Below are 20,783 nucleotides of genomic sequence, written 5' to 3' on the forward strand. Positions count from 1 at the left end.
GGTCGGCCCGGCCGATTAGGCTCGGGTCGTGACCACCGCTCTGTACCGCCGCTACCGCCCCGACACCTTCCAGGAGGTCATCGGGCAGGACCACGTCACCGCTCCGCTCATGGCGGCGCTGCGGGCCGACCGCGTCACGCACGCCTATCTCTTCTCCGGCCCGCGCGGCTGCGGCAAGACGACGTCGGCGCGCATCCTGGCCCGCTGCCTCAACTGTGCCCAGGCCCCCACCGACACCCCCTGCGGCACCTGCTCCTCCTGCCGGGACCTGGCCACCGGCGGCCCTGGCAGCCTCGACGTCGTCGAGATCGACGCCGCCAGCCACAACGGCGTCGACGACGCCCGAGACCTGCGCGAGCGCGCCGCCTTCGCCCCGGCCCGCGACCGCTACAAGATCTTCATCCTCGACGAGGCCCACATGGTCACCGCGCAGGGCTTCAACGCGCTGCTCAAGCTCGTCGAGGAGCCGCCCGCGCACGTGAAGTTCATCTTCGCCACCACCGAGCCGGAGAAGGTCATCGGCACCATCCGCTCGCGCACCCACCACTACCCCTTCCGCCTCGTCCCGCCCGACATCCTCGAGGGCTACCTCGGCCACTTGTGCCGGGCCGAGGGCGTCGAGATCGGCCCCGGCGTCTTCCCCCTCGTGGTGCGCGCCGGTGGTGGCTCCGTGCGCGACACCCTCTCCGTCATGGACCAGCTCATCGGCGGGGCGCACGACGGCGGTGTGGACTACCAGCGGGCCGTCGCCCTGCTGGGCTACACCGACACCACGATGCTCGACCAGTGCGTCGACGCGATCGCCGCCTCCGACGGCGCAGGCGTCTTCCGGGTGGTCGACCGGGTCGTCTCCTCCGGGCACGATCCTCGTCGCTTCGTCGAGGACCTGCTGGCCCGGCTGCGTGACCTCCTCGTCATCGCTCTGGCCGGCTCCGAGGCCGGTGCAGCGCTCGGCTCCATGCCGGTCGACGAGCTCGAGCGCATGGATCTCCAGGCCCGCACCATGGGGGCCGCGGCCCTCTCGCGCGCCGCCGACACCACCGCCCAGGCCCTGACTGCCATGGTCGGCGCCACCTCCCCGCGCCTCCAGCTCGAGCTTCTCGTGGCCCGCCGCGCCCGCCGCTCGGTGGACCCCCTGTCCCTGCATGCCGGGGATCTCGTGGTCCACGCCCAGCACGGGGTGGGGCGCTTCATCGAGCTGAGCCGGCGCACCGTGGGCGGGGCCCGCTCGTCGGCCACCCGCGAGTACCTCGTCATCGAGTACGCGCCCTCCAAGCGCGGCCAGCCCGGCGACCGCCTCCTGGTGCCCACCGACGCCCTGGACCAGGTCACCAAGTACGTCGGCGGCGACAGCCCCGCCCTGAGCAAGATGGGCGGCGCCGACTGGGCCAAGACCAAGTCCAAGGCCCGCAAGGCCGTGCGCGAGATCGCCGGTGAGCTCGTGCGCCTCTACGCCGCCCGCGCCGCCACCACCGGCCACGCCTTCAGCCCCGACACCCCCTGGCAGACCGAGCTGGAGGAGGCCTTCCCCTACACCGAGACCCCCGACCAGCTCTCCACCATCGACGAGGTCAAGGCCGACATGGAGAAGGCCCAGCCGATGGACCGGCTCGTGTGCGGCGACGTCGGCTACGGCAAGACCGAGATCGCCGTGCGCGCCGCCTTCAAGGCCGTCCAGGACGGCAAGCAGGTCGCGGTCCTGGTGCCCACGACCCTGCTGGTGAGCCAGCACGCCGAGACCTTCACCGAGCGCTACGCCGGCTTCCCGGTGACCGTGGGGGCCCTGTCCCGCTTCCAGGACGCCGCCGAGTCGGCCAAGATCCTTGAGGGCCTGGAGAAGGGAACGGTCGACGTCGTTGTCGGCACCCACCGGCTCATCACCGGCCAGGTGAGGTTCAAGGACCTGGGCCTGGTCATCATCGACGAGGAGCAGCGCTTCGGGGTGGAGCACAAGGAGACCCTCAAGGCGCTGCGCACCAACGTGGACGTCCTGTCGATGTCGGCGACCCCGATCCCACGGACCCTGGAGATGGCGGTCACCGGCCTGCGCGAGATGTCCACCCTGGCGACACCGCCCGAGGACCGCCACCCGATCCTCACCTACGTGGGCGCCTACGAGACCAAGCAGGTCTCGGCCGCGATCCGCCGCGAGCTGCTGCGTGAGGGGCAGGTGTTCTTCGTCCACAACCGGGTCGAGGACATCGACGCCACCGCCGCGCGTCTGGCCGAGCTGGTCCCTGAGGCGCGCGTGGCCACCGCTCACGGGCAGATGAACGAGCACCAGCTGGAGGCCGTCATCGACTCCTTCTGGCGCAAGGAGACCGACGTGCTCGTGTGCACCACGATCGTGGAGACCGGGCTGGACGTGTCCAACGCCAACACCCTCATCGTCGACCGCGCCGACCGCATGGGCCTGTCCCAGCTCCACCAGCTGCGTGGGCGCGTGGGGCGCGGCCGGGAGCGGGCCTACGCCTACTTCCTCTATCCCTCGGACAAGCCGCTGACCGAGACGGCCCTGGAGCGTTTGCGCACCATCGCCACCAACACCGACCTGGGGGCCGGGATGCAGGTGGCCATGAAGGACCTGGAGATCCGCGGCTCGGGCAACCTGCTGGGCGGCGAGCAGTCCGGGCACATCGCCGGGGTCGGCTTCGACCTGTACGTGCGCATGGTCTCCGACGCCGTCTCCGCCTACAAGAAGGCCCTGGCCCGTTCCGGGAAGGCCGGGGCCGATGCCGTCGGGTTCGAGGAGGGCGACGACGAGGACGTCGAGCTGCGCATCGAGCTGCCCGTGGACGCCACCGTCCCCGAGGACTACATCCCTCATGAGCGCTTACGCCTGGAGGCGTACACGAAGTTCGCGGCGGCGCGCTCGGGCGAGCAGGTCGACGACGTCCTGGAGGAGCTGGCCGACCGCTACGGGCCGGTGCCCGAGGCGACCGCCCGTCTGGCGGCGCTGGCGCGGCTGCGGGCCCTGGCCGCCGAGCTGGGGGTGCGTGAGATCGTCGCCCAGGGCAAGTCGGTGCGCTTCGCCCCGGTGGACCTGCCCGAGTCGGCGCGTATGAAGGTCACGCGCCTCTACCCGGGGACCGTGCTGAAGCCCGCCACGCGCACCATCGTGGTGCCTGCGCCGGGCACCAACCGCATGGGTGGGGCGGCCCTGTCCGGCGAGGAGGTCGTGCGGTGGGCCGAGGTGCTCCTGCACGCCGTCGTCAAAGGCGATGCCGCCTACGAGACCGAGGCCACCACCTACCGCAAACGCCGCTGACGGACGGGTCCTATCTGGCTCCCATCCACTGGACAGTGTGTTGACCCACCGCGAAGTCAGATTTAGGTTAGGCACACTTAAAGCACGATTGCGAGGGAGATCGCAGATCTCCTCTGGTCGTGAGGCCATCCACGGGAAGGACCGCGATGAATACGTTCCCACGTCTCGTCATCGGACGGCGGCGGCTCCTGGCCGCGACCCTGACCGGGGTCGTGTCTCTGGGCCTGGCCGCGTGCGGACGCTCCGGCGGCAGAGGCTCGGCCGGCTCCAGCGGCTCGGCGTCGTCGGGATCCCAGGGATGGCCCCGCACCGTCAAGACCGACGACGGCGACCTCGCCCTTTCCTCGAAGCCCCAGCGCATCGTGTCCACCTCCATTGCCCTGACCGGCTCGCTGCTGGCGGTGGGAGCCCCAGTGGTGGCCTCAGCCGTGACGGCTCCTAACACCGACGGCCTGAGTGACGATTCCGGCTTCTTCGTCCAGTGGTCTGATGCGGCTAAGAAGCAGAAGGTGGAGAAGCTCTACGAGATCAAGTCGGTTGACATCACCAAGGTGGCCGGCTACGAGCCGGACCTCATCGTTGTGGCTAAGAGCGGTGGCGACTCGGCGGCTGATCAGGTCGAGCAGCTGCGTGACATCGCACCGGTCCTGGTCGTCGACTACACCGGGCGCTCCTGGCAGGACGTCACCCGCACCATCGGTCAGGCCACAGGGAACGAGCAGCAGGCGGACACGGTGATCGCCGACTACGACGCGCACGTGTCTGCGACCAAGGGGGCCATCACTGTTCCCGAGGGGACGACATCGGCCTTCATCGTCTACGGCGGTGGTGGCGGTGGCGCCGCGGCCCTGACCGCGGAGTCTCCCCAGGTTCAGATCCTGACCTCTCTCGGGTTCACCATGGCCGACATCCCCGAGGAGGTGAAGGGCGATACCTCCAAGGGGCAGCGGCAGGACATCGTCAAGTTGTCCAACGAGAATGTCCAGGCGGGGCTGCCTGGTGACAACTGGGTGATCGTCGCCGCAGACAGTGCCAGCCGCCAGAAGGTCGCCGACGACCCGACTTTCTCCACCGCGACCCAGGTGACCCAGGGGCGGGTGGCCTACACCCCGGCCTCCACCTTCCGCCTCGACTACTACTCCGCCATCATCATGCTCGACTCCCTCAAGGAGAGCTACAAGAAGGGCTGAGCCCCGGACGGAGGCCTGTGACCGCTTCACTCTCTGGGCATGCCTTGATGTAGGTGCTGTGGCTGTGTGACGGTTGCTGGAACTGTTCAAGGTCAGGTGGCGTGGATTTATCTGGGGTGGACGTTCTCGCCTGCGCTGGAATCCGTGAGGGGTGTCGAGGAGAGCTCAACACGTATCAACCCAAGCGGCCAGATGCGAGCAGACGTCATGCAACCGGCACAAGATGTCCGGGGTTCGGCGTCTCACTCCTATCAAGAGATGGCGTTATGGGCATGGGTACGAGTGACGGCCGGGTGGTGCCGGCTGTACGGGCTGCGTGCGTCGTCGGGGGCGGAACGGTAGGGTCTGAGGCCAGCAACGTTGTGACACCACGTCGCCCTCCGGCGTCGTCCTCTCCAGGAGCAGACCGTGACCCGAAGCCTCACCGCACGCACGCGCGTCCTCGCCGCCGGCGCTGCACTTCTTCTCACCGTCGGGGCGCTCGCGGGCTGCTCCGGCCGTCCGGGCCAGGCCGCCGATATGACGTTCACCGGTCTGGACGGTGCGAGCCACTCCATCGTCGTGACCGAGAAGGACATCGACGTCGTCGCCAAGGACATGGAGCCCAAACCTGGTCAGCCGACGGATCAGGAGCGCAAGACCCCGACGCGGCTGGACATCGCCGGCGCCCTCATCGAGGCCCCCATCATCGCGGAGGTCGCCCAGGCTCACGGCATCACCGTCACCGACGCGGAGATCGTGCAGCTGGCCAAGGAGCAGCTGGGCTTCGAGCCGCGTCAGGCGAGCACCATGACCTACCTGCGGGCGAACATCCTGTTCAACCAGCTTCGTCAGCAGCAGGACCAGAACCAGACACAGGCTATCGTCGCCGACCTGAGCAGGCTGCGCGCCTCGCTCACCGGAGACCGTTCCCCGCGCTACCCCGACAAGGCTCCGCAGTGGTGGACCCAGGAGGACCCCCGGCAGCAGCAGGCTCCGCAACAGGGCGGTGGTCAGCAGCAGCCCCAACAGCAGCAGGTCCCCCAACAAGGTGGTCAACAGCAGGCTCCTCAACAGCAGGCTCCCCAGCAGGGCGGCCAGCAGCCCCTCCCACAGGAGGGAGCTGAGCAGCCCGCTGACTCCGGCCAGGCCGAGGGGCAGACCGACGGCGCTGCGCAGCCCGGCCAGGCCGACGGCGGTGCCGGCGGGGGTGGTCAGGGCGCCGACCAGTCCGAGGGTGGCGGCCAGTAGGGCCAGCAGAGAACCGTCGGAACCGACACCGCGCCGTCGTCCAGAGTTTCTCGCCGGGCGTGAACACCGTGCATTCCTCAGGACCATGGCCCTCGTGGTGCGATGGCGGGCCCGCTAGGCTGAGCCTGCATTCGGCAGTCGCGCGCGAGTGTGCCCGACGCCGTCGACCTCATCACGATCCCCTCAGCAAGGAGCACCAAGTGGCCCTCATCGAGAACGTTCACGCCCGCGAGATCCTCGACTCCCGTGGCAACCCGACCCTCGAGGTCGAGATCCTCCTGGAGGACGGTGCCTCCGCTCGCGCCGCCGTCCCCTCGGGCGCCTCCACCGGTGCCTTCGAGGCCGTCGAGCTGCGCGACGGTGACAAGGACCGCTACGGCGCCAAGGGTGTCGAGAAGGCCGTCGACAACGTCAACGACGTCATCGCCCCCGAGATCATCGGCTTCGACGCCGCCGACCAGCGTGGCCTCGACCAGCTCATGATCGAGCTCGACGGCACCCCCAACAAGGGCAAGCTCGGCGCCAACGCCGTCCTCGGTGTCTCCCTGGCCGCCGCCCAGGCCTCCGCCGAGTCCGCCGGCCTGGACCTGTTCCAGTACGTCGGCGGCCCCAACGCCCACATCCTGCCCGTGCCCATGATGAACATCCTCAACGGCGGCTCCCACGCCGACTCCAACGTGGACATCCAGGAGTTCATGATCGCCCCGATCGGTGCCCCCACCTTCCGTGAGGCCCTGCGCATGGGCGCCGAGGTCTACCACGCCCTCAAGGCGGTCGTGAAGGAGCGCGGCCTGTCCACCGGCCTGGGCGACGAGGGCGGCTTCGCCCCCAACCTCGACTCCAACCGCGAGGCCCTCGAGCTCATCGTCGAGGCCATCGAGAAGGCCGGCTACAAGCCCGGCAAGGACGTGGCCCTGGCCATGGATGTCGCCTCCTCGGAGTTCTTCGACGAGAAGACCAAGACCTACCAGTTCGAGGGCGAGGCCCGCGACAACGCCTTCATGGTCGACTACTACGAGAAGCTCGTGAAGGACTTCCCGATCGTCTCCATCGAGGACCCGCTCTCCGAGGACGAGTGGGACGACTGGAAGGCCCTGACCGACAAGATCGGCGACAAGGTCCAGCTCGTCGGCGACGACTTCTTCGTCACCAACCCCGAGCGCCTCGCCAAGGGCATCAAGCTCGGCGCCGCCAACGCCCTGCTGGTCAAGGTCAACCAGATCGGCTCCCTGACCGAGACCCTCGAGGCCGTCGAGATGGCCCACCGCGCCGGCTACAAGTCCATGACCTCCCACCGCTCCGGTGAGACCGAGGACGTCACCATCGCCGACCTGGCCGTGGCCACCAACTCCGGCCAGATCAAGACCGGCGCCCCCGCCCGCGGCGAGCGCGTCAACAAGTACAACCAGCTCCTGCGCATCGAGGAGGCCCTCGGCGACGCCGCGGTCTACGCCGGCGCCGGCGCCTTCCCCCGCTTCCAGGCCTGAGCCTGAAGGCGGCCTCCCGCCGTCGAGCAGCTGACTGACGCAGCAGTTCGACGACGGCGCACGCTCCCGCTTCGGGGCGGACGGGTTCTCCCGTCCGCCTCGAAGCGCTGTCCGTGGTGCGGTTGGGACCGGCGCCAGCCCGGAGCGTGAGCAACGCGCCCGGTGGGGTGCGCTCTCGCGCGGCCCCTGGTGAGGCAGGATGCCCGTATGACTCCGCGCCGCCCCACCTCCAGCAAGTCCGGGACGCGCCGCGTCGCCCGCGGCGCCCGACCCCGCCAGGTTCCGGTTGAGCGGGCGGCCTCCTCGACCGGGTCGGCATCGGGCTCGGCCGGTTCCGAGCCCGAGGGGCTGCCGACGACGGCGCCCGAGCGGGTCCTTCCTCCCCGAGTCGTCACGCTTGCGGTCGTGTGCCTGCTGGCCTTCGTCGTCGTCTTCACCTCGCTGCGCGCCTACCTGTCCCAGCAGGCCCAGTACGACGCTGTCGTGGCCAAGATCAAGGAGGCCTCCGACACCTCCACCGCCCTGGAGAACGAGCTGGCCCAGTGGAAGGACGACACCTACGTGCGCGCCCAGGTGCGCGAGCGCCTCGGCTACGTCATGCCCGGCGACACCAGCTACGTCGTCGTCGGCGCCGACTCCGTCAAGCAGCCCGGCGCCAGCGGTGGAGCCACCCAGGGGCCCCAGGACGCCCCCTGGTACCAGACGCTGCGCGAGTCCTCTCAGGCTGCAGGCCAGTCCGAGGACAAGGCCGACGGCGCCTCGCAGGATGGCTCCAGGAACGGCTCGGGCGGCAAGACCCTCAACCCCACGGAGAAGGGCCTGCCCACCGGAGCACCCAGCCAGGCGCCGTCGGAGCCGCCCAGGACCTCGCCGAGTCCGGCCCCCACCCCGCAGACCAAGGAGACTCCATGAGCCCCGCCTCCGAGAACCCGGTGACCGACAAGGCCCTCGAGCAGGAGCCTCAGGCAGTGACGCCGGCCGACCTCGAGGCCCTGGCCGACCAGCTGGGCCGGGTTCCGCGCGGCGTCGTGTCCATCGCGGCCCGCTGTGTGTGCGGACGCCCCTCCGTGGTGCGTACCGCCCCGCGTCTCGACGACGGCACCCCCTTCCCGACCAGCTACTACCTCACGCACCCGGCCGCCGTGAAGGGCTGCTCCACCCTCGAGGCCGAGCACCTCATGGAGACCTTCAACGCGGGCCTCGCCGCCGACGAGGAGCTGGCCGCGGCCTACGCCGCCGCCCACGCCGACTACCTGGCCCGCCGCGCCGAGCTCGGGAAGGTCCCCGAGATCGACGGCGTCTCCGCCGGAGGCATGCCCACTCGCGTCAAGTGCCTCCACGCCCTGCTCGGGCACGCCCTGGCGGCCGGAGCCGGCGTCAACCCGATCGGCGACCGCACCCTGGAGGTTCTGCGCGAGCGCGGACTGTGGGATCCTGAGCGCTGCTTCTGCTGACCGGCCGGACCGTGCCGGCCGGCAAGGCCTCGATCGCCAGAGTCTCGATCATGTGCCGGGCGCCTGCGCGTCCTCATGGCCGTGCCTGACGGCCCCGGCGGCCCCTTAAGGTAGGAGTTGGAGTCGTCAGGCACGACCGCGCTCCCACCCGTCCCGCTCTCTCCATCCCGCCCCAGCCCAGGAGGCCGCCGCCATGACCCGTGTCGCCGCAATCGACTGCGGTACCAACACCATCCGCCTCCTCATCGCTGAGGCCGACCGCGATCAGTCCGGCAGCTCTCGCCTGAAGGCGCTGCGCCGCCGCAACGAGATCGTGCGCCTGGGTCAGGGCGTGGACCGCACCGGCATGCTCGACCCCGCGGCCCTCGAGCGCACCCTGACGGTCGTGGACGCCTACGCCGCCGACTGTGCCGAGCTGGGCGTCGCCCCCGGGGGAGCCGTGCGGCGCTTCGTGGCCACCTCCGCTACCCGCGACGCCCGCAACCGGGAGGACTTCGTGGCCGGAGTACGCCGGCTGCTGGGCATTGAGCCCGAGGTCGTCAGCGGCCAGGAGGAGGCCCGCCTGTCCTTCAGTGGCTCGCTCCTGGGAGTCCGTGGGGGAGAGGATGCAGGAGTGCAGAAGGGGGGCGAGCGCGTGCAGGCGCCGCGCCTCGTCGTCGACCTCGGGGGCGGCTCGACCGAGCTCGTCCTGGGCGTGGACGCCCCCAGCGCCGCCATCAGCCTGGACACCGGCAGTGTGCGCATCACCGAGCGCTTCCTGACGGGCGACGTCACCCCCGATTCGGAGGCAGCCGCCCGCGCCGAGGTGCGTGGCCTGCTGGACGAGGCCGAGCAGGTCGTTGACCTGTCCGCCCCCGGGCAGCTGGTCGGCCTGGCCGGCACCATCACCACCGTCACCGCCCACGCCCTGGGGCTTCAGGCCTTCGACCCGCAGACGCTGGGCGGCGCCGAGCTGAACCCGCAGGCCGTCCTGGCCTCCTGCGAGGCGATCGTCCACTCCACCGCCGAGCAGCGCGCCTCCTGGGGCTACCTGGCCCCCGGGCGCCGCGACGTCATCGCCGCAGGGGCTCTCGTGTGGAGTGAGGTCGTCACCCGCGTCGTGGAGCGGACCACCGCCGCCGGGCGCCCGCTGGAGCGGGTCACCACCAGCCTCTACGACATCCTCGACGGCATCGCCCTGTCCCTCGTGCCCGCGCAGACAGAGTCGGAAGGAACCGAGGCGTGAGTGCGGCGACGTCTCTGACCTGGGGCGGGTGCAGCGTCCCCGGCGACAGGGGGGTACCCGCTGTCGCTGTCTCCCTGACCGGGCCGACCGCCGCCCGCGCACGGGTCCAGGCCCGCCGCGCCATCGGCGCCGGCGCCGATGTCCTCGAGCTGCGCGTCGACCTGCTCGAGGAGGCCGACGCCCTGGTCGCCTTCGCCGAGGCCGCCGGTGAGGAGCTACCCGCCCCGGACCCGATGGTCGTGGCCACGGCCGCCGCCCAGGTCCTGGAGTGCCTGCGCCGCATGACCGACGTCGTCGACGGCGCCCCTCTCCTGCTCACCTGCCGCACGGCCACCGAGGGTGGCCATGCCCGCCTGGACGACGCAGGCTACGGCGCCGTCCTGCACGCCGTTGTCGACGGTCTGGCCGAGTGGTCGCCCGAGCACCGCCCGGCCGCCATCGACGTCGAGGTCCAGCGCGGCTGCCTGCCGGGGGTCGCCGAGCAGGCCCACGGACTGGGCATCGACGTCGTCGCCTCCTTCCACGACTTCGAGGCCACCCCGGTCGATGATGTCCTGGAGGAGGTTCTGGTCCGCATGGCCGACGAGGGCGCGGACCTGGCCAAGATTGCCGTGTGGCCCACCGGCGCCGCCGACGTGGCCCGCCTCCTGGGAGTGTGCGCGCGGGCCGCGGCGGACCCGGAGGAGGGGACGGGCCTGGGGGTGCCGGTAGCCGCCATGTCCATGGGAGCGCTCGGGGTGGTCAGCCGCGTGGCGCCGGCTTTCGGGTCGGCGCTCACCTTCGCCGTCGTCCCTGACGAGCAGGGGGAGACCCAGGCATCTGCCCCCGGCCAGATGCCGATCCAGGATGTGCGCCGCTGCCTGGAGCTGCTGCGGGCCTGAGCGATGCCCCGCGCCCGCGCGGTCGTAGGGTAGGTCGCGCGTTCGAGGGGTAGAAGGTGCGAACGCGCGTTCTAAGGTACGAACACGAGGTGCTCCATCCTACTTTCGCAACAGGCCCTAGACGTCGAGCCGGCGCAGGAGCTCTGTTGGCGGGAGGGCGCCGGCCTCGATGTAGGCACGAAAGACAGGGGCTGCCTGCTCGCCGGTGAAGACCTCCTCGGGGTGCAGACGCAGGGAGAAGGGCTCTGGATTCCCGTTGTCCCAGGTGACCGTGGTCCACGCATCGGGGTCGGCAATGGGCTCGCGGGCCACCGCGTAGTGCTCGTAGGAGTCGTCCTCGTGAGTCGCGCGTATCTCAACGCTCATGGCCTTGGTGGAGCCACCGCACTGGATGTAGGTGGCCCGTGCTGGCGAGGACTCCGGAACGTCGTCCATATGCGTCGTTCCATCGGGCAGCGCCCACACCACTACGGCGAAACGCCGTGCGCCGTCAAGGTAACCGGGGGAGGTCAGCTTTCGGGCGAGCTCTTCGGCGATGAGCTGCGGATTCTGAGGCTGCATGAAGACCTCGATGGGGCCGTTCCTGCCGACGATGTACTCGGCGAAGTACTTCATGGTCTGCTTCCTGGTAGTCGGGCGGTGGGGTTGTTGAGAACGGCGCGGGTGCAGTCGGGCGGTGCGGCCCGGCTGGTGTGTCGCAGTAGGAGCGTCAGGTGTCCAACGGGGTCAGGACGGCGATCCTCCAGTCGCTACCGCTGCGGACGAGCTGGTAGAGGAGTCGCTCACTCGGCACGCCGGCGTCGTGGGTCCAGGTGACGTCGGCCCAGATGCTGTGCCCGGTCTCGGCAACGATTCTGATGGTTGCGTGAGTGGTGGAGACGCCATCGTACTGGCCGAACGCCCCGGAGAAGAACTGCTCGGTCTGTGAGACCTCGGAGACAGCGATGGGGTGATCGGGGAACTCGATCAGCGCGGGCACGGCGTAGTGCTCGGCGATGGCCTTGGCGTCTCGGTCGAGCAGGGCGCGGGTGTAGGAGTCGAAGAACTGCTGCGCGATAGTGCTGTTGGTCATGGTGTCCACGCTACGCACAAACCCGGACAGGCCGATGTCATGGTTACGATGAGTCCATGAACTCGTCTGCAGGACGGGCGTCCGCAGCCTCACGTGACCCGTACCTGACCCTGCGGCGGGTGGAGCGCCAGCAGCACCTCATTGAGCGACTGCATACCAGCTCGAGCCGGCTCACCCTCGGTCGTCTCGCCAACGAGCTGGGTGTGACGGAGCGGACCGTTGCCCGCGACGTCGAACGACTGCGCCACTCCGGTGTGCCGATCACGGTCGTCCCCGGCCGAGGCGGTGGTGTCAGCATCGAGCGCGCCACCCCGTCAGGGCGCGTCGAGCTGGACCTTCCGGAGATCGCCGCCCTCATGGCGAGCCTCGCCGCCCTCGGACCGAGCGCCAGTGAGTCCGCGGCCTCCGCGATGCGCAAGCTCACCGCCGCCCTCCGTCCTGGGTAGCAGCCGCCGTCCGTGCGGCCGCGATCGTAAGAGGTTGTGTCAACGTCATCGAGGCCACCGCGACTCGTAGCGGCAGGTGAGGCGCCCCACCGGCACCTGGCTGTTCGCGGGCTGCGGCCATACCGTAGTCTTACCCGCGTTGCCCCGGCGAGGGACGCGCCTGACAAGGCGCGCATCCGTGATCGACGTGGTGGTACCTGGCGGTACTGCGCGTCGTCGCGCCCAGCCGGACCACCATCAACCGCGGGGCACAGGGCCCCGCCTCATCCGCAAGGAGAGCCTCATGGCCAACAACGCCATCACCCTCAAGGCCCAGGTCCGCACCGACTTCGGCAAGGGCTCGGCCCGCCAGGCCCGCCGCGCCGGCCAGGTCCCCGTCGTCGTCTACGGCCACGGCGCCGAGCCCCGCCACTTCCTGCTCGAGGAGCACGCCACCCGCCTGGCGCTGCGCAGCAACGACAACGCCCTGGTCGAGCTGGTCATCGACGGTGGTGAGACGCTCCTGGTTCTGGGGAAGGACGTGCAGCGCCACCCCATCCGCCCCGGTGTGCAGCACGTCGACTTCCTCCTGGTCGACCGCAACGAGCGCGTCGACGTCGAGGTCCCGGTCACCGTCATCGGCACCGCCGCCCCCGGCACCATGCACATGATCGAGGCCGCCACCATCATGGTCTCCGCCCCGGCCGTCTCCGTGCCCGAGGCCATCGAGGTCGACATCACCGGTGTCGCCGCCGGCACCGTTCTCACCATCGCCGACATCACCCTGTCCGAGGGCATCGAGGCCGTCTCCGACGCCGAGACCGCCGTGGTCAACGTTGCCAACGAGCACGCCGTCGCCTCCGAGGTCCCCGAGACCGTTCCCGCAGAGGGTGACGCCGAGGCCGCATCCGAGTGAATCGCACGTGACTCACATGTTCAGTCGTGACGACGAGCCGGCAGGCACCCTCGGTGTCTCCCGTGCCGCCTGCGCCCGGCCCGTCTCGGGGCGGGCCGCATGAGTGAGGCCTGGCTCGTCGTCGGGCTGGGGAACCCCGGGACCCGATACGCCCGCAACCGCCACAACGTCGGCCACATGGTGCTCGACGTCCTGGCTGAGCGCACCGGGTCCCGGTTCTCCAACCACAAGAAGGCCCGCGCCCGCGTCGCCGAGGGACGGCTGGGCATGATGCCCGGCGGCGCCCCGGGCCCCCGCGTCATCCTGGCCGAGCCCTCGGTGCTCATGAACCTCTCCGGCGGCCCCGTGTCCGGGCTCGTCTCCTACTACGGCATCGACCCCACCAGCCGTCTGCTCGTCATCCATGACGAGCTCGACCTGCCCGCCCACGAGCTGCGCCTCAAGCGCGGCGGCGGCGAGGGCGGGCACAACGGCCTGCGCTCCATCAGCAAGTCCGTCTCCACCAAGGACTATGCGCGCCTGCGCGTGGGCATCGGCCGCCCACCGGGCCGCCAGGACCCCTCCGACTTCGTCCTGTCCGACTTTCCCGGCCGCGAGCGCGCCGACCTCGGCGTCACCCTGGAGCAGGCCGCCGACGCCGTTGAGCAGGTCGTCACACTCGGCTTCGACGACGCCCAGCGGCACCTCCACGCTCCCCGTTGACGGGAGGAATCTCCAAGCAGGGCGGGCGTCTCAGGCCATGAGGCCGGTCTCGTAGGCGACGACGACGGCCTGGACCCGGTCGCGCACGTCGAGCTTGGCCAGCACGTTGCCCACGTGGGTCTTGACGGTGGTGGCCGAGACGACGAGGTGATCGGCGATCTCCGCGTTCGACAGGCCCTGGCTCATGAGCACCAGGATCTCCTTCTCACGCGGGGTCAGGGAATCGATCCGCGGGTCCGAGGCCTGGGTGGGCGCCCCTGAGTTCGGCAGTGAGGGAGCGAACATCTCCAGCATCCGCTGGGTGACGCGCGGCGAGACGACCGCCTCCCCGGAGGCCACGGTGCGGATCGCCTCGGCGAGCTCGGTGGGCCGGGTGTCCTTGAGCAGGAACCCGGAGGCCCCGGCGCGCAGCCCGGCGAAGGCGTACTCATCGAGGTCGAAGGTGGTCAGGATGAGCACGCGCGTGCCCGGGCACTCCCGGGCGATGAGCTCGGTGGCCTCGATGCCGTTCATGCCCGGCATGCGCACGTCCATGAGGATGACGTCGGGGTGCAGCGCCTTGGCCTGGGCCAGGGCGGCTGTGCCGTCGGAGGCCTCACCGACGACGTTGATGTCCTCCTCGGCCTCCAGCACCATGCGGAAGCCCATGCGCATGAGGGCCTGGTCGTCGGCGAGCACGACGCTGATCGGGCCGCTGACCTCACCGGGCCGCTCGGCCCCGCCGGGCTGGAGGGGCTGGTCTTTGCTCACAGGGGCATCTGCCATGAGGAGGTCCCTTCGTCATGCTCGTCCCAGCGCAGGACCGCGCGGACTCGCCAGCCCGTAGGGGTCGGGCCGGCCTGTACGGTCCCACCATAGACCGATGCGCGTTCCCGCATGCCGATGAGACCCTTCCCGGATCCGTGCATCGGGCGCGTGCCTGGGGCGGCCTCGTTGTCCACGGTGAGGACCACGGTGCCGATGTGCCTCTCGACGTCGACGCTGACGGCCGGAGTCGTCGGGGCGTAGCGCAGCACGTTGGTCAGCGCCTCCTGGGCGATGCGGAACACCGTGAGCTGGAGTGCCTTGTCCTCCGGGAGCGCCGCGCCGACCCACCGGTAGCTGACGGGAACCCCTGCCGACACGAAGCGCTTGACCAGCTCGGTGATATCGGCCTGCTCGGGAGAAGGAGCCAGGGGCAGGTCGCCCCGGGACCGGTCGGATCCGCCGTCGGTGGCCTGCTGGCGCAGGCTGGCGATGGGAGCGCTGGGCTCGACCGGTGTCACTGTTCCCAGAGGTGCGAACTCGGGTACCGGCACATCGCGGACTTCGTGACCCCGGGCCGACGACGCCGAGGCCGCCGAGGGGGCGGACCGCTGCGGCGCGACCGCCTTTCCGCCGCGCTTCCAGCCAGGCTCAGGTGCAGGGGTCGGTTGACCGGAAGCGGATGGAGGCTGAGGAGAGATGCTGTCGGTGGTGGACGCGGGTCCTGTTGGGCCGGTCGAGTCGGCAGGCGGGCCGCCGGCCACCGACGGGTCCTCCCGAAGGACCCCCACGAGGCGGCGGGTGTCGGCCAGGGCACTGCGCCCGGCCTCGGCCAGGGTCTCCATGGCCTGTTTGGCGGTGGCTGGATCGCGCTCCACGGTGGCGGCGGCGCCATCGGCCATGGTGATCATGACGGCCAGGGAGTGGGCGACGACGTCGTGCATCTCCCGAGCGATGCGGCTGCGCTCCTCGGCGGCCGCCAGTAGCGCGCCCTGCTCACTGGCCAGAGCCATCCGGGTCGAGTGGGCCTCCAGGGCCTTGAACCGTAGACGGGCGGAGCGAGTGTTGAGCCCCACCAGCGTACCGACAGTCGCAATGAGGGTGTACAGCATCCCAGCACGCAGGAAGTCCAAGACTGTTGGTGATGGCGTCACAATGACGACTTCCGTGGCGAAGGTCCCCATGGTCGCGGCCCACGTCGTCCAGGCGATCAGAGGTCTGCGGTGGGAGGCGATGGTCCCCAAGGCGATGGGGACACCTAGGAGCACCATCAGGCTCAGGCCGCTGATGGTCAGGGTCAGCTGCTCCGGGGTGAGATTGAAGACCGCCATGATCGTGATCTCGTAGGTCTCGGGGAGGAGAAGCGTCAACGCCCATACCCAGATGGGAAAACGCCGCCGTAAGGTGAACACGAGGCCGGTGATCACCAGGACGACGAAGGTCAGCGGCCACACGGAGTGAGCGTTGGTCAGGTTGTCCTGACGTAAGAGATTAGCGCCGCCCAGCAGGGCGCTGAGTGCTATGAGTCCAAGGGCGATGAGGGTGTCCGCGATCGCCGGGTGGCGGTGGTACCACTGGCTGATCGCGCGCAGCAGGCCCCGGGATTCCGGCTGGAGCTCGGGTTCATCCTCGTCGGGCACGTCGGAGACGGTACGGCCGGACTGGGGGCTGGGCAGCTGACTGGGCATAGCACTCAGTGTGTCATTCCATGGGGTCGTGATCGACGTCGACTTGTTCGGCTGAGAGGCCTGCTCCCGGCGAGAGGGGCTCTTCCTCTCGCCCTCGGAGCCTGGAGCAGTGGGCTCGGGCGAGGTCGTCGACGGCATGGAACGGATCATCGCCCGCAGAAGGGTGGGGTTGGTCAGTGCCGCGGGCAGTCCGGTGCCCGCCCGGCTCCTTGCGGCCGACGCGGCTGTGTTACCGGGCGTGTCGGTCGTGGAGGAGACGGGCGGGGTACCGGTGCTCTCCCGGGGCGAGGCAGTGGAGGAGGCCTGAGGAGGCGTGGGGGATGACATGGGTCTTCACCTCCGGCTGGCGGGATGGTTCGCCGGCTCAGGCGTCGCGCCGGGTGAAGACGAACCAGGCGGCGATGAGTGGGACGAGCGCCCAGGCGGCGAAGACCGCGATGGCCTGGCCGTGGGTGAGGAACTGGGCCCCCTCACCGCCCAACTCGGCGGCCGTCGGCAAGGGGTTGGAGACGGCTGAGGAGACCGAGATGGGCAGGCAGTCGATGATCTTGCTGACCCAGCTCCACTGACCGGCTGCGAGCTGAAGCGGCAGCAGGATGACGAACAGGAGGGAGACGACGACGGTGATGGCGCCGGCGGTGGAGCGCAGGAGGAAGCCGAAGCCCAGGGTCATGAGGGCGATACCGGCGAAGACCAGGCCCGAGCCCCAGATGTGGCCGGCGTAGTGCGAGTCGGTCAGGGAGCCGGCGTGCTCGCCGAGGAAGGGCTTGGAGATCGCCCAGGACAGGAAGACGGACAGGCTCCCCAGGAGGAAGGAGACGATGGCCAGGACCATGGCCTTGGACAGCAGGAGTCGCCCGCGGTGGGGGACGGCGGCCAGGGAGGATCGGATCTGACCGGAGGCGTACTCCCCGGTGATGATGAGGGCTCCCAGGACCGCGACGACGATCTGGCCGAAGCTCAGGCCGGCGGTGATCATGTTCTTGGCCGCCTCCTGGCCCTCCTGCTGCTGCCCGGACGCGATGGCGATACCGGCGCCGAACAGGACGGTCAGGGCGATGGCGATGAAGGAGGTGATCCAGGTCGAGCGCAGGGTCCAGAGCTTGATCCACTCCGCGCGTACGGAGCGCAGGACGGTCTGACGGCCTTCGACGCGAAGGCTGGTGGGGTGGGGGGCCACGTGCCTGGTGGTACGCGCCGTGGTGCTGACGGGTGTCTGGAAAGTGGGGGTGGCAGGGGCGTTGGCAGTCATGGCAGGACTTTCTGTGCGAGAGGGCTGGTGCACTGACGTGTGGAGGTGGTGACGTGCGGGGGTGGGCCTGCTAGGCCGCCTGACCCTGGTGCTGGGACGCCGCCTGGTGGGCGGGGTCGGTGCGGTACTCCACGGAGTCGCTGGTCAGGGTCAGGTATGCCTCCTCGAGGCTGGCGTGGATAGTGGTGAGCTCGTGCAGGACGATGCCGCTCTGCGCGGCCAGCTCACCGATGGCGGCGGCCGTGGTGTCGGTGGTCTCCAGGACGCTGGGGGCCACGGGGCGGGCGGCCAGGTTGCGGGAGGCCATGAGCTCGGCGAGTTGGGTGGCCTGAGGGGAGGCCACGCGTACCCGGTCGGTGGTGGCCGAGGCGATGACGTCATCGACCGGGCCGGCCGACAGGATGCGGCCGCGGCCAATGACGAGGAGCTGGTCGGCGGTCTGGGCCATCTCGCTCATGAGGTGGGAGGAGATGAAGACGGTGCGGCCCTCGCCGGCCAGGCGGCGGCAGGTCTCGCGCACCCACTTGACGCCCTCGGGGTCCAGGCCGTTGACGGGCTCGTCGAACAGGAGCACGCCGGGGTCTCCCAGGAGGGCGGCGGCGATGCCCAGGCGCTGGCCCATGCCCAGGGAGAAGCCCTTGACGCGCTTCTTGGCCACCGAGGTCAGGCCGGTGATCTCCAGGACCTCCTCGACCCGCTTGGTGGGGATGCCGTTGGAGGCGGCCAGCTGGCGCAGGTGGTTGCGGGCGTTGCGCGAGCCGTGCAGGCCCTTGGCGTCCAGCAGGGCGCCGACCTCGCACAGGGGAGCCGACAGGTCCCGGTAGGGGCGTCCGTTGACGGTGACCTTGCCGCTGGTGGGCTTGTCCAGGCCCATGATCATGCGCATCGTGGTGGACTTGCCGGCTCCGTTGGGGCCGAGGAACCCGGTCACCGTGCCGGGTTCCACGGTGAAGGAGATGTTGTCCACCGCGGTCTTGTGGCCGTAGCGCTTGGTGAGATTGACTGCCTCGATCATGATGTTCCTTCTTCGACGTAGGCCTCGGTGAGGCGGGTGGAGCGTGTGCAGGACGTGGTGGCGGGGGATGCTGGAGTTGAGGATGACTGGCGACTGGTTGGCCGGAGCGGGTTTTTCCCGGAGCCCAACCGGATGTCTCCAGCCTAGGAGCGCGCCGTCGTCGGCGAATCGGCCGGGGTAACGAACCCGGAGTCGCCTGGGGCCGGGCCGCTGGAGGGAGGAGGTTCATCCTTGAGGATGAGAACCGATCGGTCGGAGAAGGCCGAAGGCGGCGGCCGGAAGAAGACCCGACGCCTCTCGGACGGATGGGTATCTCTCCCCTGAGGGCTACGTCCTGAGGGAAAAGGGTTTCCCTCACCGCACTGGAGATGCGCATAATGAGTCCAGTTTCCGGCAGCGGCCCTCGTGGGCCGGCCGGGCTGCGAGCGGCGGTCCTGCCGGGCCGACCGCCCCAGACCCCTCAGAGAGGATGAGAGGATCATGTCCAACCCCTTCTTCAGCCGCAGCGCCGCCTTCCAGGAGGGCGGCCGGGTGGCAGGGTCGGCCCCGACCCAGACGCCCAACGGCTACCCCACGATGCCCGGCTACCAGGCCGGACAGTACGGCCAGCAGCCCAATCAGTACGGTCAGCAGGCCACCGGCTACGGGCAGCAGTACGGCCAGTACGGCCAGACCGCTAACCAGTACGGCCAGGCCGCCGGCTACGGTCAGGTGAGTCCCGAGCAGCTGGCCGGCCTGGAGGCCCAGTACCAGGCGCCGTCGGCCACCAACGCGGACATGCGCCGCATGACCTATGACGACGTCATCATCCGCACCGCCGGCATGTTCGCCATCATCCTGGCCCTGGGCGCCCTGTCCTGGAGCCTGGTGACCAGTACCGATGAATCGACCGCCGGGTTGGGCGTCATCGCGATGCTCGTCGGCGTCATCGGTGGTCTGGTTCTGGGGCTGGTCAACGCCTTCAAGCGTGAGCCCTCCCCGGCCCTCATCCTGGCCTACGCGGCTTTCGAGGGGCTCTTCCTCGGTAGCATCTCCGGCTTCATGGAGGCGCGCTACGAGGGCATCGTCGTCCAGGCCGTGCTGGCGACGCTGGCCACCTTCGGAGTCATGCTCGCCGCCTACTCCTACGGCGGCTTCCGGGTCCAGGGCCGGTTCCGCCGGGTAGTGGTCGTGGCCACGCTCGGTTACGGGGTCTTCTGCCTCATCAACCTCGGCCTGTCGATGACCGGTGTGGTCGGCGGGGCCTGGGGACTGCGCTCCATGACCATCATGGGGATCCCGCTGGGCGTCCCGCTCGGGATTCTTGCGGTCATCCTGGCCTCCCTCTTCCTGGCCATCGACTTCGAGTCCATCGAGAACGGGGTGCGCAACGGGTTGCCCCAGCGCTACGCCTGGGCCGCCTCCTTCGGCCTGGTCGTCACCATCGTGTGGCTCTACGTGGAGTTCCTGCGCCTGCTGAGCTACTTCCGCGACTGACCGCGAGGACCCGGGGTCGGATCCGATCCCGGGCTCGCTCCACCACCTCGGCCGGGGCCGGGACGCATCACCTGCGTCCCGGCCCCGCCGCATGTTCGGGTGATCGCCCGCCGAGTGCCCTGCCGTGGTTGTCTCGGCGCGCTCCGGGGCGCCACGGTCCCGCTCGACCCGCGTGGCGAGTTCGCGCTGGGCCGAGGTCCGCTGCGGCGCCGGACCGCGGGCCTCACGTAGGCTCGCCGCATGATCAACATCAACATGCCCTCCGTCGAAGGCCCCAAGGGCACCAAGCCCAAGCTCACCTTCCCCGGCCCCGAGGCCCCCGAGGGCCTGCAGGTCCAGGTGCTCGACGCCGGCGACGGCCAGGTGGTCGAGGCCGGCGACACGATCGTAGCCAACTACCTGGGCCAGATCTGGGGCGGCGACGTCTTCGACAACTCCTACGACCGCGGCCAGCCGCTGAACTTCCAGGTCGGCGTCGGCATGGTCATCCGCGGCTGGGACGACGGCCTCGTGGGCCAGCGCGTCGGCTCGCGCCTTCTGCTGTCCATCCCCTCCGAGCTCGGCTACGGCGACCGCGGTGTCCCGCAGGCCGGCATCCGCGGCGGCGACACCCTCGTCTTCGTCACCGAGATCCTGGGCGTCATCTGAGCCGAGCTCTCCCGTCCACTTGCCGCGCGTTCGTACGGTAGGCGCCCAGGGCGCACCTCAGGGGCGCGGCCCGGAGCCCCATGGTACGAGCGCGCGTTTGCGTGCGGCGC

The 20,783-nt window shown here is 70.0% G+C and carries 19 protein-coding genes; 13 read left to right on the plus strand and 6 right to left on the minus strand.

The genetic code is table 11. The features are described from left to right. Window positions 1–28: 28 nt before the first annotated feature. From mfd to HMPREF9056_RS12175, 8 genes are all read left to right on the plus strand, one after another. A complete protein-coding gene (mfd, locus tag HMPREF9056_RS12140) occupies window positions 29–3,268 on the plus strand; it encodes a transcription-repair coupling factor (RefSeq protein ID WP_009747032.1) in 3,240 nt (1,079 codons plus the stop codon). Window positions 3,269–3,414: 146 nt separating this feature from the next. Beyond that, complete coding sequence (gene fepB / locus HMPREF9056_RS12145; RefSeq protein WP_009747033.1) at window positions 3,415–4,458, plus strand: Fe2+-enterobactin ABC transporter substrate-binding protein; 1,044 nt, start codon at window positions 3,415–3,417, stop codon at window positions 4,456–4,458. Between the two features lie 408 nt (window positions 4,459–4,866). After that, entirely contained in the window at window positions 4,867–5,688 is an 822-nt protein-coding gene (locus tag HMPREF9056_RS12150; RefSeq protein ID WP_034514541.1) for a hypothetical protein, read from the plus strand. Between the two features lie 200 nt (window positions 5,689–5,888). Then, a complete protein-coding gene (gene eno / locus HMPREF9056_RS12155; protein ID WP_009747036.1) occupies window positions 5,889–7,175 on the plus strand; it encodes a phosphopyruvate hydratase in 1,287 nt (428 codons plus the stop codon). 207 nt (window positions 7,176–7,382) lie between these two features. Further along, a complete protein-coding gene (locus HMPREF9056_RS12160) occupies window positions 7,383–8,087 on the plus strand; it encodes a septum formation initiator family protein (RefSeq protein ID WP_009747037.1) in 705 nt (234 codons plus the stop codon). Beyond that, on the plus strand, window positions 8,084–8,629 hold the full coding sequence (locus HMPREF9056_RS12165; RefSeq protein ID WP_009747038.1) for a DUF501 domain-containing protein: 546 nt from the start codon (window positions 8,084–8,086) through the stop codon (window positions 8,627–8,629). The genes HMPREF9056_RS12160 and HMPREF9056_RS12165 overlap by 4 nt, the downstream gene beginning before the upstream one ends. 193 nt (window positions 8,630–8,822) lie before the next feature. Then, a complete protein-coding gene (locus HMPREF9056_RS12170; protein ID WP_009747039.1) occupies window positions 8,823–9,854 on the plus strand; it encodes an exopolyphosphatase in 1,032 nt (343 codons plus the stop codon). Then, window positions 9,851–10,735: a type I 3-dehydroquinate dehydratase gene (locus HMPREF9056_RS12175; RefSeq protein ID WP_009747040.1), complete on the plus strand. Its 885-nt coding sequence runs from the start codon at window positions 9,851–9,853 to the stop codon at window positions 10,733–10,735. Before HMPREF9056_RS12170 ends, HMPREF9056_RS12175 begins: the two co-directional genes overlap by 4 nt. A gap of 117 nt (window positions 10,736–10,852) precedes the next feature. Here the strand turns inward: HMPREF9056_RS12175 and HMPREF9056_RS14805 are convergent, their stop codons facing one another. Next, window positions 10,853–11,350 carry a hypothetical protein gene (locus HMPREF9056_RS14805; protein ID WP_009747041.1) on the minus strand — a complete coding sequence of 166 codons (498 nt, stop codon included), beginning with the start codon at window positions 11,348–11,350 and terminating at the stop codon, window positions 10,853–10,855. 94 nt (window positions 11,351–11,444) lie between these two features. Next, a complete protein-coding gene (locus HMPREF9056_RS12185) occupies window positions 11,445–11,807 on the minus strand; it encodes a hypothetical protein (protein WP_009747042.1) in 363 nt (120 codons plus the stop codon). Window positions 11,808–11,863: 56 nt separating this feature from the next. Here HMPREF9056_RS12185 and HMPREF9056_RS12190 point away from each other — a divergent pair, with 56 nt between their 5' ends. The 3 genes from HMPREF9056_RS12190 to pth all read left to right on the plus strand — a co-directional run bounded on the left by HMPREF9056_RS12190 (window position 11,864) and on the right by pth (window position 13,850). Next, entirely contained in the window at window positions 11,864–12,253 is a 390-nt protein-coding gene (locus HMPREF9056_RS12190) for a helix-turn-helix domain-containing protein (RefSeq protein ID WP_034514542.1), read from the plus strand. Window positions 12,254–12,536: 283 nt separating this feature from the next. Next, window positions 12,537–13,148, plus strand: coding sequence for a 50S ribosomal protein L25/general stress protein Ctc (locus HMPREF9056_RS12195; protein WP_009747044.1), 612 nt, complete (start codon window positions 12,537–12,539; stop codon window positions 13,146–13,148). Window positions 13,149–13,247: 99 nt separating this feature from the next. Further along, a complete protein-coding gene (gene pth, locus HMPREF9056_RS12200) occupies window positions 13,248–13,850 on the plus strand; it encodes an aminoacyl-tRNA hydrolase (RefSeq protein ID WP_009747045.1) in 603 nt (200 codons plus the stop codon). Window positions 13,851–13,880: 30 nt separating this feature from the next. Here pth and HMPREF9056_RS12205 read toward each other — a convergent pair whose 3' ends face one another. The 4 genes from HMPREF9056_RS12205 to HMPREF9056_RS12225 form a co-directional block, all read right to left on the minus strand. Next, window positions 13,881–14,615, minus strand: a complete 735-nt coding sequence (locus HMPREF9056_RS12205) for a response regulator transcription factor (RefSeq protein ID WP_009747046.1) — start codon at window positions 14,613–14,615, stop codon at window positions 13,881–13,883. Continuing rightward, on the minus strand, window positions 14,597–16,609 hold the full coding sequence (locus HMPREF9056_RS12210) for a histidine kinase (protein WP_253270042.1): 2,013 nt from the start codon (window positions 16,607–16,609) through the stop codon (window positions 14,597–14,599). The genes HMPREF9056_RS12205 and HMPREF9056_RS12210 overlap by 19 nt, the downstream gene beginning before the upstream one ends. 37 nt (window positions 16,610–16,646) lie before the next feature. Further along, the gene (locus tag HMPREF9056_RS12220; RefSeq protein WP_009747049.1) at window positions 16,647–17,534 is read right to left on the minus strand and encodes an ABC transporter permease subunit; all 888 of its coding nucleotides are present in this window, start codon (window positions 17,532–17,534) and stop codon (window positions 16,647–16,649) included. A 70-nt stretch (window positions 17,535–17,604) separates the two neighbouring features. Further along, window positions 17,605–18,549, minus strand: coding sequence for an ABC transporter ATP-binding protein (locus HMPREF9056_RS12225; protein WP_009747050.1), 945 nt, complete (start codon window positions 18,547–18,549; stop codon window positions 17,605–17,607). Between the two features lie 480 nt (window positions 18,550–19,029). Between HMPREF9056_RS12225 and HMPREF9056_RS12230 the strand changes: the two genes are divergently transcribed. Together HMPREF9056_RS12230 and HMPREF9056_RS12235 are read left to right on the plus strand one after the other, a co-directional pair. Continuing rightward, window positions 19,030–20,025 (plus strand): Bax inhibitor-1/YccA family protein, encoded by a 996-nt coding sequence (locus HMPREF9056_RS12230; RefSeq protein ID WP_009747053.1) that lies wholly within the window; start codon window positions 19,030–19,032, stop codon window positions 20,023–20,025. A 240-nt stretch (window positions 20,026–20,265) separates the two neighbouring features. After that, window positions 20,266–20,673, plus strand: a complete 408-nt coding sequence (locus tag HMPREF9056_RS12235; RefSeq protein WP_009747054.1) for an FKBP-type peptidyl-prolyl cis-trans isomerase — start codon at window positions 20,266–20,268, stop codon at window positions 20,671–20,673. The last annotated feature ends 110 nt before the right edge of the window (window positions 20,674–20,783 follow it).

Source organism: Actinomyces sp. oral taxon 170 str. F0386 (assembly GCF_000195595.1).
Lineage (GTDB): Bacteria > Actinomycetota > Actinomycetes > Actinomycetales > Actinomycetaceae > Actinomyces.